Source organism: Zobellia nedashkovskayae, from assembly GCF_015330125.1.
Classification (GTDB): domain Bacteria; phylum Bacteroidota; class Bacteroidia; order Flavobacteriales; family Flavobacteriaceae; genus Zobellia; species Zobellia nedashkovskayae.
The window spans coordinates 2,074,211-2,087,885 of the sequence record NZ_JADDXR010000002.1; the positions used below are offsets into that span (position 1 = coordinate 2,074,211).

At 35.0% G+C, this 13,675-nt stretch carries 10 protein-coding genes; 2 read left to right on the top strand and 8 right to left on the bottom strand.

The features are described from left to right. Positions 1 to 246: 246 nt before the first annotated feature. The 3 genes from scpA to IWB64_RS08745 all read right to left on the bottom strand — a co-directional run bounded on the left by scpA (position 247) and on the right by IWB64_RS08745 (position 5,162). Entirely contained in the window at positions 247 to 2,358 is a 2,112-nt protein-coding gene (gene scpA, locus IWB64_RS08735; RefSeq protein WP_194533651.1) for a methylmalonyl-CoA mutase, read from the bottom strand. 29 nt (positions 2,359 to 2,387) lie between these two features. Further along, positions 2,388 to 3,776 (bottom strand): methylmalonyl-CoA mutase subunit beta, encoded by a 1,389-nt coding sequence (locus tag IWB64_RS08740; RefSeq protein ID WP_194533652.1) that lies wholly within the window; start codon positions 3,774 to 3,776, stop codon positions 2,388 to 2,390. A gap of 147 nt (positions 3,777 to 3,923) precedes the next feature. Next, positions 3,924 to 5,162 (bottom strand): hypothetical protein, encoded by a 1,239-nt coding sequence (locus IWB64_RS08745; protein WP_194533653.1) that lies wholly within the window; start codon positions 5,160 to 5,162, stop codon positions 3,924 to 3,926. Positions 5,163 to 5,662: 500 nt separating this feature from the next. Here IWB64_RS08745 and IWB64_RS08750 point away from each other — a divergent pair, with 500 nt between their 5' ends. Then, positions 5,663 to 6,439 carry a hypothetical protein gene (locus IWB64_RS08750; protein WP_194533654.1) on the top strand — a complete coding sequence of 259 codons (777 nt, stop codon included), beginning with the start codon at positions 5,663 to 5,665 and terminating at the stop codon, positions 6,437 to 6,439. Between the two features lie 93 nt (positions 6,440 to 6,532). Next, on the top strand, positions 6,533 to 7,093 hold the full coding sequence (locus IWB64_RS08755) for a hypothetical protein (RefSeq protein WP_194533655.1): 561 nt from the start codon (positions 6,533 to 6,535) through the stop codon (positions 7,091 to 7,093). Positions 7,094 to 7,113: 20 nt separating this feature from the next. Here IWB64_RS08755 and IWB64_RS08760 read toward each other — a convergent pair whose 3' ends face one another. The 5 genes from IWB64_RS08760 to IWB64_RS08780 all read right to left on the bottom strand — a co-directional run bounded on the left by IWB64_RS08760 (position 7,114) and on the right by IWB64_RS08780 (position 13,567). Continuing rightward, positions 7,114 to 8,130, bottom strand: coding sequence for a hypothetical protein (locus IWB64_RS08760; protein ID WP_194533656.1), 1,017 nt, complete (start codon positions 8,128 to 8,130; stop codon positions 7,114 to 7,116). 10 nt (positions 8,131 to 8,140) lie between these two features. Further along, positions 8,141 to 9,559, bottom strand: a complete 1,419-nt coding sequence (locus IWB64_RS08765; protein ID WP_194533657.1) for an MBOAT family O-acyltransferase — start codon at positions 9,557 to 9,559, stop codon at positions 8,141 to 8,143. A gap of 90 nt (positions 9,560 to 9,649) precedes the next feature. Next, positions 9,650 to 10,885 carry a glycosyltransferase family 4 protein gene (locus IWB64_RS08770; protein ID WP_194533658.1) on the bottom strand — a complete coding sequence of 412 codons (1,236 nt, stop codon included), beginning with the start codon at positions 10,883 to 10,885 and terminating at the stop codon, positions 9,650 to 9,652. Between the two features lie 107 nt (positions 10,886 to 10,992). Continuing rightward, positions 10,993 to 12,435 (bottom strand): oligosaccharide flippase family protein, encoded by a 1,443-nt coding sequence (locus tag IWB64_RS08775; protein WP_194533659.1) that lies wholly within the window; start codon positions 12,433 to 12,435, stop codon positions 10,993 to 10,995. Between the two features lie 28 nt (positions 12,436 to 12,463). After that, entirely contained in the window at positions 12,464 to 13,567 is a 1,104-nt protein-coding gene (locus IWB64_RS08780; RefSeq protein WP_194533660.1) for a glycosyltransferase family 4 protein, read from the bottom strand. Between the last annotated feature and the right edge of the window lie 108 nt (positions 13,568 to 13,675).

Consider the following 13,675-nt stretch of genomic DNA (forward strand, 5'->3'; position numbering starts at 1 on the left):
TATGTATGCTGTTCTAAATAAAACCCCGATTTAAATATTTCGTAAGTCTAAAATTCTCCTTAAAGTGAAAGGATAGCTTTAAATTTAATCTAAAATCCTAGAAAGGATAGTTTAAGATATGTTAAATTTGTAGTATTATTATTACAAAAACAAATAATTCTGTAAGTTTTATTACAATAAAATATCATTGTTTGTATTCAATACACGGAAAGGGAAATAATAAAGTACTTACTTTAACGCTTGGGATTACTCATCGTTAATTAAGATTTCTAGAACGAGAATGGCAGCCTCGGTAATCTTTGTACCTGGGCCAAATACAGCAATTGCGCCACTTTTAAACAAAAAAGGATAGTCTTGCTTTGGGATAACACCTCCTACTACGACCATAATATCATCACGACCATATTTCTTTAACTCTGAGATAACTTCGGGCACTAGCGTTTTATGGCCCCCAGCCAAAGAGGAAACTCCAAGAACGTGCACATCGTTCTCTACAGCTTGTTTAGCTACTTCTGCGGGAGTTTGGAAAAGTGGTCCTATATCAACATCAAAACCTAGATCGGCATAGCCTGTAGCAATAACTTTGGCGCCTCGGTCATGCCCGTCTTGTCCCATTTTAGCAATTAGAATACGGGGTCGTCTCCCATCTAATTCTGCAAATTGGTCTGAAAGCCTACATGCCTTCTTAAAACTTTCGTCTTCTTTTATTTCTTTTGAATACACCCCTGAAATGGATTGAATGTTTGCTTTGTACCTGCCAAAGACAATCTCTAAGGCACTACTGATTTCTCCCAGAGTAGCCCTATGTCTTGCAGCTTCTACTGCTAAAGCTAATAAATTTTCATCTGAAGGAGATGGTTTAGCTGTGGTGTCCTTTGATGCTACCATTTTTTGATGGGCTGCATCGGTAAGTTTACTAAGAGCTTCTGCTACCTTCTTGGAATCACGATTTTGTTTTATTGTCGCTAGACGCTCCAACTGCTTTTTACGTACGGCATTATTATCTACTTCTAGGATTTGAAGGCCATCATCTTCTTCTGTCTGATATTTATTCACACCTACAACGGTATCTTGGCAGCTATCTATTCTAGCCTGTTTTTTTGCTGCCGTTTCTTCAATTCGTAATTTGGGTATACCAGCTTCTATAGCTTTGGTCATACCTCCCATTTCCTCAACTTCCTCTATAAGTTTCCATGCTTTATGAGTAAGGTTTTCTGTTAGCTTTTCCACATAAAAACTACCGGCCCAAGGGTCTACTGTTTTGGTGACTTTTGTTTCTTCTTTGAGGAATAATTGCGTGTTTCTGGCTATCCGTGCAGAAAAGTCTGTGGGTAACGCTATGGCTTCATCTAATGCGTTTGTGTGTAAACTTTGAGTTCCACCCAGTACGGCAGAAAGTGCTTCTATGGTTGTACGTGCCACATTATTGAACGGGTCTTGTGCAGTAAGGCTCCAGCCACTAGTCTGACAATGCGTACGGAGGGACATTGATTTCTTATTCTTTGGATTAAATTGCTTGACCAACTTGGCCCATAAAAGGCGACCAGCACGTAGTTTGGCAATTTCTGTAAAGTGATTCATGCCAATACCCCAAAAGAAAGAAAGACGTGGCGCAAAGCTATCAATATCAAGTCCGGCTTTTAAACCAGTTCTAATATATTCAAGTCCGTCTGCCAAGGTATACGCCAGTTCTAGTTCTGCCGAAGCACCCGCTTCGTGCATGTGATAACCAGATATGCTAATACTGTTGAATTTTGGCATGTGTTTACTGGTATATCTAAAAATATCGGAAATGATATCCATGGAAGGCGCAGGAGGGTAGATATAGGTGTTACGCACCATAAACTCTTTTAGAATATCATTCTGAATGGTTCCAGTCAATTCTTTAAGCGATACGTCCTGTTCTTCTGCAGCAACAATATAAAACGCCATAATAGGGAGTACCGCTCCGTTCATGGTCATAGAAACGGACATTTTATCCAGAGGAATTTCATCAAAAAGAATTTTCATGTCCTCTACAGAATCTATAGCCACACCGGCCTTGCCTACATCGCCTGGTACTCGTTCATGGTCACTATCATAACCACGGTGTGTTGGTAGGTCAAAAGCAATAGAGAGACCTTTTTGGCCTCCTTTTAAGTTTCTTCGGTAAAAAGCATTACTCTCTTCAGCAGTAGAAAACCCCGCATATTGGCGTATGGTCCATGGGCGCTGCACATACATAGTGCTGTAAGGCCCACGTAAAAACGGAGGTATCCCAGCAGCAAAATTCAGGTGTTCTAAATCCGTTTTGCCTTGTTCGGCAATTGATTTATCTGCCGTTTTCTTAAAGGAAATATGTTGAATGTCGTTTCTCATGTAAATCTCTTTCTTGCCACTGCATGGGTTTATTTCCCTTGCCAACCTTCACTTTTCAATCGTTCTTTTTCCAACGTCTCTGTTAGTCGTCTTTCTAGAATGGGCTCAATCAATGTTTTCTCTTTTCGCTGGTTCAGAAAAGGGAAGACTTCAAGCTGGTCTTTCATCATATCCTTTTCACTAGTATAGGCATTGGAGCCTACAAGAATTTCTTGAGAAGAGTTCAACTTCTCCTGTTCTTTTTCGGCACTCTCCTTTAATTTTTTATGAACGGTATGGTATTTTAATTGTTTTAGAAAACCACCGTTGGCTTCAATATCCTTAAAGAGGAGCAACCCTTTTTCCGCAAGTTGGTCCGTAATATTTTCAATATAATAAGCGCCTTCTGCAGGATTTTGCAGTTCGTCAAAATAGCTCTCCTCCTTAAGAAGCACCAGTTGGTTTCTGGCAATACGTTCCGCAAACTCGTTATTTTTATGATAGATAAAATCATAGTTAAGGTTGCAAACGCTATTCGCTCCGCCCAATATGGCCGCCATACATTCCGTAGTAGTACGGATCATGTTCATGTTGTAATCGTAAAGCGTCTTATTTCGTTTAGAAGGTGTTGCTTCAATATGACAATCCGAAACAATTCCGTATTCTGCCGCTAGCAGTTTCCAAAGTCTACGCAGTGCCCTGATTTTTGAAATTTCAAAGAAATAATTACTGCCTACCGCAACTTTAAAAGTAATGGTGTCGATATTAGAACCAAAGTGATTTAGATATTCATTGGCGTGGGCTAGGGCATAGGCCAATTGCTGAACCATAGTGCCACCGGCATTCTGATAAAGTGCAGCATTTATGCTAATGATATTCTTTGGTCTTTGAGTAGTTGGTATTTGTAAAAGGGTATACAGATTTTGAAGATCCTGCCCCATGTTTATAAACCAATTTCCTTTGGATGCCAGTTGACCAATGGGGTCTATGTGAAAGGAAATATGTTCTTTTTCAATTTGAGTGGAGTTCGCAAATCTCTCAACGTCACCAGTCAAAATACTTTCAAACTGACAATGAATAGAAGTAGAAGTATAATCAATATTTGCTAAAAGCGACTTAAAATCAACATTTACTGAAGGCAATGTAAAAAGAATACTTTCCGCGCCTCCTTTGATGGCGTTCAGAGCACTTTTGTTGGCCAAAGAGATATCACTGACTACAATATGCTGCGTTATTCTCCAAGGCGCTAGAACTTCTTTATGTGCAGCGGCGTGGGGTTGAATATCATCTACATGGTAAAAGGGTTTTACCTTGATGCCTTCTGGTGATTCCCAAACCAATTTTTGATTGTAATCCGCACCTTTAAGTTCGTATTGAATGTTTTGTTTCCACTCTTTTGCGGAAACCTCTTTAAAATCGTCAAACAGTTTTTGTTTCATGCCAAAGGAATAATCCTAATGTTCATGAAAAGTACGATTTTAGAATACAATTCAAAAGTATTTTATCCTATTGGACAACCATTTTAGAGGAAAGATGTTTTAGAATAAAATTAGATAGATAAATTAAATACGGTAGAGAGAACGCTTCTAATTTACCTGTTCCCATATGAAACCATTGCTTTGTAGCCAAATGACATTCTCTTCAGTGGGTATTGTTGAAGTTGGATTACTATCGGTATTAGAATATCCATTGGCAATGGAAACTGAAATTGAAGATTTTTTCTTAATTATGTACATCCTTCCTGCACAGGTGGGTGCATCGGGAAGAAATATAGTTGAATTTGTTGTGATTATTACAGTGTGGTTTTTATCAGTTAAAACAATTCCATCGCCGCCGATAAATCTTATATCTGTGGCGATTGAACCATTAACCGTTAAAGTAGAACTAGGCTCATTGGTGCCAATTCCTAATTGCTGATTTTCTTCCGAGTAATATAGATTACTTACATCATCTTTAGGCTCACCAAATTCGTCTGCGAAAAATAAACTTCCTGGATCACCTACGAATAAAACATTACCATCTTGGTCAACAATGTGGTCAAAGAAGATTAAGGTTTCTTCATCATTTTCGTTTGTGTAAGTATAGGTGCCATTATCATTCCTTATTAAGTTGGTCACGGTTTCTTCACCTGTACCACTAGTTTCGAAAGAAATAATAGTTTCTTCGCCTCCTTCATTAGTATAGGTAAAGGTGCCATTTTCGTTGTCAACCAGTGTTGATAGGGTCTCGTCGCCGGTATCTCCGCTCCCTCCAAAGGAAATAATAGTTTCTTCACCAGCCTCATTAGTGTAGGTAAAGGTGCCATTTTCATTGTCAATCAGTGTTGATAAGGTCTCGTCGTTAGTACCTCCCTCATTTTCTGGTAAAGAAAAAACTGTTTCATCACCAGCCTCATTGGTATAGGTAAAAGTACCGTCTTCATTGTCCACCAGTGTAGATAGGGTCTCATTACCAGCTAACGAAATTAAGGTCTCATTTCCAGCTTCATTAGTGTAAGTAAAGGTGCCATCTTGGTTGTCAATAAGTGTTGATAAAGTTTCGTCGCCACCATTAGAATTACATAAATTATTCCATTGCGTTCCGCTATAATAAAAGACACAATTCTCATCTGTGTTATATACCAAAGCTCCATTTAGGGGTGTTAGAGTTTGCATATCCGAATCAGAAACGCGAGTAATAACTAAAACCTTATCTGTACTTTCCAGTTCTAATAAGGAGGTTGGGTCCATGACTTCTGAATTCTCCCCAATTTTTACTTGTCCGTAGCTGTAATAACAGCACAAGATAATAGAAATTAGAAAAGTTTTTTTAACTGTAAAATGCATTTAGGGGGCTTTTTAAAAGAAATAGTTTATCAGTAACCTTGAAAATTAAGCTGATAAAATTAAATTATTGCAACAAATCGATGAGTATCACTATTATATCGCTCAATGTATTTAAAGTCAGTGAAATAATTGATTTTGACTTTGTTTTTTAGAAAAAAGGATTTCACATTTCTCCAATCTATTTCTAATAAAGGGTGTATAGTTCTTCTTTTCCAATTAATTCTAAAACTAATAATGAAAAACGCTTACCAAAATCTCTTTTTTTATTATTGATGGAAATAAAACACTAATTTTAAAATTCATTATATTGGAGTATATTTTAAGTGGTACAACACAAAACAGATATTTTGTATGGGTTACTTTGCTTTATACCCCAGAAGATGAAAAATTCTCAAAATCATTATTAAATACGAATTTAAACACCCTTTAAGATGTTAAAGTGTAAAAGATTTTATTGTAGCTTTTTTTTTGGTATGTTCTTTTTTATCACATCATTTGTAATGATTAGTTGTAGTAAAGAAGATAGTCCAGCACCGGTTCCAACTGGGGAAAGTAAGCAATATTCGATTTTAAACACGAATTTATCAGATTTTTCGGGAACTGTTGATTTTATAGAAAATACCAATGGCTCTACGACAATCTCTTTACAGGTGCTAAATACAATTAAGAATATTGATAATGTCGTTAGGTTGCGAAGTAATACAGCTAACCTTGGAGGTGGGATTGCAGTAAGTTTAAATAGTTTAAATGGGGATAAAGGTATTAGTAATACTACCGTAGAAAAGTTACAGAGTGGTGAAGTTGTCAATTATGCCCAATTGGCTGAGTTTAATGGTTATTTAGCAATTGAAGGAATTAATGAAAATGCAGGCGTTCTACTTGCATATGTAGATCTTGGTCCTAATGAATTAACTGGCAAAAAAAGCATATATGACCTTTTGTCTCCAGATGGTGTTTTTAGTGGTCTAGTTACTGTGCAAGAACGCAAAAAAGGGACTGCATCTCTAACAGTTGGAATTCGTGAAATAGATGAGGATGTTGAGTTGCCATGTAGTCTACATATACCTCAATATAGTAATGGGGAAGAATTTATTCAACAATTATTTTCGGTCAAAAGTGATTTAAACGGATTCAGCTTTAACGAATTGAATGAAATTGATGGTAATGAAATTACTTATGATGAGTTATTGGAACTGAATGCTTTTATTGAAGTAAGCAATCAGGATGACTCAAGCTCTTTTATTGCCAAGGCTGGTATAGGAGCTAAAACTAACTAATTTTGAAAATTACATGATTCGTGGGGTTACTAAAATATTCAACACTAACTTCTTCTTAGATAAACCTCTTCGAAATATAAAATATATATTAAAATGAAATCGGTATTAAAAGTTATTTTGTTAATTACAATATTAGTCGGAGGATTATTTATAGGATATAAATTATACCAGCGTTCTAAAATTAAGTATGCCGATTTTAAACCAAATACGCAAATGATCAAAAAGGTTGAACAAAATTTTAAGGTTTCTGTTAAGCCAGAATTTGATTATAGTTACGCGTTTATGGAATCAGGAGTTATTCAGCACCTTGATCGCGGTTATTCGTATGACTCCATACCTACTGAATTGCAAGGAGGGATTTTATTCCAAGGTATACATAAACCTGCAAAAGGCACTTCCGTAACGATAGAACTATATCAGCCTTATACCATATATTTCTTTTTTCATTCATATGTAGATGGAGGGTACGCTGAAATATTTAAAAATTTAGAAGGATGGAAAAAGTGTGAGGTGGCGCCAATGTATGATTTGGAAGGTGGTGACCACGGCAAAAATATGACCATGTATAAATTTAAAGGGAATCCAGGTATATATAGTATACCTGAAACTACTGCGGACCGAGCTTGTTTTAATATTGTTTTTCAAGAAATATAGTCTATTATACGATTCTAAGTTTATTTAATAGTTTTAAACTTTTTTTGTATTAATTCTTTAGAAAGTGCTTTTCCAACTATGTCATGTGCTGTGTTGTTCCAATGCCCCTCTTTGCCGCTAATTTTCCAAAAGTTTGGGTCTATGTAATTTTGTCTAATAGAATCAAGTATAGGTTCTAAATCAATTATTGTTGAATTTTTAATACACTCCTGTACAACTGCTTTCTTTTTAGGTTCTAAATCAAGTAAAAAAACAATTTTTTGTTTCTTATCTATTTCTTTAATAATATCTCTGTCCAATTCGGTCAATGAAGAAGGTTGGGATTTTTGAACTTCATTTTTTTGAAAAATGTCATATAATTTTCCGAAGACGATGGGCGCGGCATTTTGTAATTGGTTTTTAACACGATACATTAAAAAGGTCAATGAGGAATGAGCCAATCCTACGCTTTCTAACGTTCGATAAATTTTATATTTTGATGAATTTTTAAAACTTGTGTTAAGAACAAATTTATCCTGTTTTTTTTCATAAAAGGGCACCATTCTGTTAAGGCCTTCAAAACTTCTTTCATTTAATAAAACTAGGTTGTAGTCAAGTTTGTAGTCGTTTTCAACTTCATTTACTAGGTATAATAGTTCTGATGTTGGTAAGGCCTCTTTTCCAAAATTGAAAACGGCAACAGATGGCTCAAGAGAGTTGTTGAGATTTTCCTCTAATTTGGTCACGAAATTGTTTCTTTCGAAAACTTGCCTAGCTGCAACAAAACTATTTCCGATTACGCCAATGTTGATGTCTTGTCTAGTATTTTTATTACATTCTTTACCATACCACCCTAAGCTGTTTGTTTTGGCAAGTCCAAAACCTTCAGTTGTAAAAAGAGAATTAGTAGTTTTATTTGCAACGTATCGTTCTCCTTTTTCTTTATCCACGGAAATGCTTGGCACTGTAATAGCAGCAGATGAAAGAAAAATTTCCATAAAAAATGAGAAAGTTATAAAGGCCAGGAAGAAAAAGATAATAGATTTAATTTTTTTCATAGTGGTGTTATTAAAAAGAAAAATAGATGAACGGAGATGATTCAGCTTGAAACATATAGGCCAAAGTGAGTGCGAACATAGCGGTTAATAGCCCGTATTTAACCCCCTTATTTTGAAATATAGGAAGATTGTAATATGCTTTGTAGCTAGTTAAATCAATAAGTAGTACGACCACCAGATATGATACAGTTACTCTTAAAAAGAATAATGAATATTCACTAGCCCTCCAATCGATTACTCTTTCTATAAATAATATGGTGTTATCCCATGAAGTAGATCTAAAGAAGAGCCATGTAAACAAAACCAGAATATAGGTTACAAGTATGTTTAAAATTGTTTTAAGGTTAAATAGCGCACTATCAGTGCTATCTATCTTGCGGTCTTTTAGAAACATTTTATGAATGGCCAAATAGATACCGTGCAAACCGCCCCATATTACAAAATTCCAACTTGCTCCATGCCATAGACCGCCCAGAAGCATGGTTAGCATAAGATTAATATAGGTTCTTTGGTCTCCTTTTCTATTGCCTCCTAAAGAAATATACAAATAATCCTTTAACCAAGATGAGAGAGAAATATGCCATCTTCTCCAGAATTCAGTAATGTTTCTTGATAGATATGGCTGACTGAAATTTACCATTAATTCTACACCTAACAGTTTAGCCGTACCTCTGGCTATTAGACTGTAACCTGAGAAATCAGCATAAATTTGAACTGAAAAAAGAACAAGACCAGATAATAATTCTATTGAGTTATACAAATGGATATTGCCAAATATTTGATCCACATATTTACCTGATGTATCACCAATTATTACTTTGCGGAATAGACCGGTTATAATTAAAACTATTCCTTCTTGAATTTGAACTTTTGTAGGCGCTAATTTTTTGGATAATTGCGGTAGTAATACACTTGCTCTTTCAATAGGTCCGGCAACTAATTGAGGGAAAAAAGAGACGAAGAGCGCGAAATCAATAAAATTTTCTGAGGGCTTTAATTTTTTTCTATAAATATCTATAGAATATGATAGGGTTTGGAATGTATAGAAAGATATACCTACCGGTAAAATAATATTTAAATGTAAATAATCAACACTGAGACCAATGACAGATGATAATTCAATAAAGCTTGCGGTAAAAAAATTAAAATACTTGAAAAAACCAAGAATACCTAAGTTGGCAATAAGGCTTACCATCAATAGACGTTTTCGCTGTGACTCTTCTTCGGCCGCATAGAGGGCTTTGCCAACAATAAAGTCAATTATGGAGGAAAGTAATAGTAGGCCTAAAAAGCGCCAATCCCAGTACCCATAGAAGAAATAACTAGCAGCTAATAGAAAAATGTTTTTAGCCTTTTTAGAGGGTAAAACATAAGTTAAAGGCACTACAACCCCTAGAAATATGAAAAATATGAAAGAATTAAAAAGCATAATCAAAAATTAATTAAAGTTATAGTCGAAGCAATAACACGGTAAAAGTTATTGATCTATTTATGCCATGATGTAAATTGCGGCTGTTAATTAGTTCTCATAATATTTTTCAGTAAACACTTTTATTCTACGTTCCCATTTACTGTTCATAGCGTGAGCATGGGCATTACGAGCCTTTTCTCTGCGAAGCTCTGGGTTAGACTGAAATTCTATTATTGCGTTTGCAATATTCTTAGCTGTGCCATCTCCTGATGTAGGATTTATTTTTAAGGAACAACTTTCAGGTACTAGATTACGGGCCCCACTTATATTTAATACAATTAAGGGCAGGCTGTAGGCCATTGCCTCCATAATTTGAGTGCCTGAAGTATCTCTCAATGAACAGAAAAGCATTATATCTGCTTTTTTATATTGATTTGCTACCTCTTCAAAGGGTATTTGACCTAGAACATCAATTTTTGAAGTGTCTAAAGCATATTCTTTTATCCAGCTTTTGATTAGATCTTCGCTCTTGCCACCACCTACAATTGTTAATTTATAGGGTATATCGTTAGGTACAAATGACAACGCATGTAATGATAGATTAAGGCCTTTCCTCGGCATAACTCTTCCCACCCAAATAATATTTAGCACTTCATGATCGGGTTTTTCTATATATGGTAATGTGTTGTATTTTTTTGGTATAGCATAGATTTCTGTTAATCGGCTCTTATTTGAATTTGCCAATTTAGAATTATCTAGAAGATCCTTTGTTTCTTGGTTGGTATTGATAATATAGCTTGCTTTTTTCAGAGTTCTTCTAAGACTACCACTGTAACCAACTAAAATTTTGGAAACCATTCCTCTAATGACTTCTGTACGCCATGATTTTCCGAAATATGATTTAAAAATAGGTAGTGCCATTTGACCACCACCTACAGGGCCAAATATTATTTTACAGTTGTCGAGCTTATAAAGACAGGTGCCTTGTTGAAAACTACCGTAGGTGGCGTGATGAGCTATGTCAAAACTATGTTCGGCATGCAATTTCACAGCTCGGTTTGCTGCTTTTCTTTTCCAAAGATAATAATGTAAATAAATTGTTTTACCATTAGGGTCAAACAGTTTTTCGTCCAAGCCCCACGGTAATTCAACAAATTCAAAATGAAGGTTGGGTAGATTCAATTTTTTATGTTCATTCTCAATTTTCTGTTTGTCATCAAAGTTGGTCATACAGTGTACTGTATAGCCCATTTCGGCAAGACCTATCGCCCAATTCCATCCTCGGCCTTCTTCAGAGCCTTTAGAAGGGGAGCAGGCATAGGCACTTAGTAAAACTTTTTTCATAGTTGAATTTTTAATGATATCCTAAATACAATAGATCTAAGATTATGGTCGTTTGCTAAGCCTTAGTAAGATATAATTCAAGGTCATTTTATTAGAAAGTCTTGTTGTTAAAATTTTAAGTTATGCTTTGTTTTAAAAAATATAACCATTACTAGTAAACCGATAACAATCCAAAATAATGGGAAAAGAATAACATCATTAATTTTAGTTTGCAAAAACATATATAAGCATACCGTAATTAGCGTTATAAGTAGATAACCAATAATGTGCGGAAGACCTACAATTTTATTTTTAAGTAATACAACATCTTGGGAGATGTGAAAAATAATAAATGAAATGAATATCGCATAGTTGACTATAGATAGCGATTTTATAAAATATAACCCGATAAGACAAATTGCAGAGTTAATTAGCACACTATTGATGTTAAACCACATATCTAGTTTTTCTAGCTTCATGGCAATTAGCATATTAGCCTGTAATAGAGATGTTGGAAACACCAAAATAGTAAAAAACATTTCTTTGGTATATTGAGCAGATTCCGCATATTTTTCACCAAATATCCAAGGCACCAATTCGTCTGCGAAGGAATAGGTAAAAGTGAATGCACCAAGCCCATATAACATGAGAATTCTAAATATTTTTTTATAAACAGCTTGTAATTCGGTCTTGTCTGGTTTTTGATGAAGCTCTACCAGCTTTGGAAGCATAGTACTGCTTAGTACTACAGGCACAAGTTGAGCTAATGAAAATATCTTAAAAGAGTTTTCATAATGAGCTACATCTTCTAAAGGAAGTATTTTGGAAATAATCAACGTATCGATTTTCCAGTAAATAACATAAGCACTGCCTATAACGGCAAAAGGCCAATATTTAGAGAGAATGCCCTTTATATAGCTAAATGGTATTTCTTCACGCCAAAAACCTGTTAAAGTAAAACCTTCCGCAGCACCAATGCGCAAAAATAGATTTAACGTGATAAAACGCGTAATTACAAGTAATACGGCCAAATAGATAATCGAAAAAGGGTATACAAAAAGCAAACAGGCGATAACAAATTTTGAGAATGCCTCAATAGAGAGTACAAGTACGGTTTTCTTTTGAGAGAATTGGGCAATGTTTACATTTTTTATCGAATAGATAATATTGTCAAAAATAATATTAGCAGCGAAAAGTAACGAAAGTATGCGAACGGTTGAATCTGTGTATAAAAAAAATGCTAGTATGAGGTTTACTGAAAAAAAGAATATACCAAAATAAGCTTGCATTTTCAGGAATTTGGCCGCTAATTTGTTCTTGTCACTATGATTGATTACCTCTCTGATGAACCAATGACCAAGACCCATAGAGGAAAAGGCCACAATCATTTGGTAGAGGCTATTGGCAATAATATACTTGGCAAAATCATCAACGGAATAATGCCTGGCGATTAAAACGTAAAATAGACTTAAAAATACGTTTTGAAATAAACTACCTGCTAACCCCCAAAAACTATTTTTTAGAACTTTAGATTCAAGTTTGCTTTTAAGCTTGGTTATACTATTTAACATGGGGTAGATAAATTTAAATGTCAAGTCGTTAATTAGATACTGTGGCTTTAATGAAATCTTGGTGCATTTGTTCGGTAATTTTTCTTTTTGTAAAATTCTGACCTAGAACAAGATTGTTTTTGCGCATTTTGTTTCTCAATTCGTCACTTTCGTAAATCATAGTTAAAGCCTTCTTAACACTCTGAGAATCTTTTCCGTTAACCCAAAGGCAATTATCTGGTTCTTTCAAATGGTCAATGGCTGCCCTTGTCTGAGTAGTAATTACAGGAAGACCACAGCCGATTGATTTAAACAATGCCATAGGGAAACCTTCATCAAAATAGGTTGGAAAAACCAAGGCATCCGAATTGGCATAAAAATGATCACACTCTTCTTCGGGTAAAAAACCGGTGAGGTGCACGTATTTTTCAATTTGTAAGCTTTTAATTTCTGCTTTAAACTCATCATATTCTTCACCGTTACCAGCAAAAATAAAAACACAGTCTTCTTTATATTTAAAATGAGGGATGGCCCGTATAATACTAAAAATGCCCTTTTCTGCAATCATACGCCCGGCAAAGAAAAATTTGAAACGGTTATCATTTAACCCGTGCGCCGATAAAAATGCTTCTGATTTAATGGAACGATTTGGGTCGATAATATTACCAGTAACATAGGCCTTCTCCGCAAATTTTGGAGCTAATTTTGCAATATTGTTTTTTTCTTCATGGGAAAGAAAAAACCAAAGAGTAACTTGTTTCGATAGATAGGGAATAACCAATGAATCAAAAAAGAAAGATTTTTTAGTCAGAATAGACAAATCAGACCCATGAGTCTTAATAGCAATATTTAACTTATGCCAATAGAGTAATCTAATCAATAATATAGTGATAAAGTCGCGTGTGGTCCCTACTGGTTCAAAACGCGAATTTAAATAAATCATATTCGGCTTAAAGTTATATAATCGTTTCACAAGTGCAAAAGCATTTGCTAAGACTCCCAGTAGCTTATCAATTTTACCGGCAAAGGGTTTGTTCCGTGTATAAACGATAGTATCACAGTCGTAGCCTAAATCGGTGAGTCCTTGCACCTCGTCCATTGCCAGGTTTATGTGATTTTTTGGAGGAATACCAATTAGAATCTTAGTTTTCATTTTCATTTTTTGTTTTAAAAGATTTTGAACGAAACTGTTTAATATTGCCCTCAATCTTAAGTGTTCTTATTAAAAGAACTTAATCATATTTTTTAAACTCAATGTTTA

What these genes read in the sequence shown, in the direction of transcription:
- IWB64_RS08775 (WP_194533659.1), bottom strand. Translation starts at nt 12,435, where the DNA reads ATGTTAAATAGTATAACCAAGCTTAAAAGCAAACTTGAATCTAAAGTT.
- IWB64_RS08750 (WP_194533654.1), top strand. Translation starts at nt 5,663, where the DNA reads ATGATTAGTTGTAGTAAAGAAGATAGTCCAGCACCGGTTCCAACTGGG.
- IWB64_RS08740 (WP_194533652.1), bottom strand. Translation starts at nt 3,776, where the DNA reads ATGAAACAAAAACTGTTTGACGATTTTAAAGAGGTTTCCGCAAAAGAG.
- IWB64_RS08780 (WP_194533660.1), bottom strand. Translation starts at nt 13,567, where the DNA reads ATGAAAACTAAGATTCTAATTGGTATTCCTCCAAAAAATCACATAAAC.
- IWB64_RS08745 (WP_194533653.1), bottom strand. Translation starts at nt 5,162, where the DNA reads ATGCATTTTACAGTTAAAAAAACTTTTCTAATTTCTATTATCTTGTGC.
- scpA (WP_194533651.1), bottom strand. Translation starts at nt 2,358, where the DNA reads ATGAGAAACGACATTCAACATATTTCCTTTAAGAAAACGGCAGATAAA.
- IWB64_RS08760 (WP_194533656.1), bottom strand. Translation starts at nt 8,130, where the DNA reads ATGAAAAAAATTAAATCTATTATCTTTTTCTTCCTGGCCTTTATAACT.
- IWB64_RS08765 (WP_194533657.1), bottom strand. Translation starts at nt 9,559, where the DNA reads ATGCTTTTTAATTCTTTCATATTTTTCATATTTCTAGGGGTTGTAGTG.
- IWB64_RS08755 (WP_194533655.1), top strand. Translation starts at nt 6,533, where the DNA reads ATGAAATCGGTATTAAAAGTTATTTTGTTAATTACAATATTAGTCGGA.
- IWB64_RS08770 (WP_194533658.1), bottom strand. Translation starts at nt 10,885, where the DNA reads ATGAAAAAAGTTTTACTAAGTGCCTATGCCTGCTCCCCTTCTAAAGGC.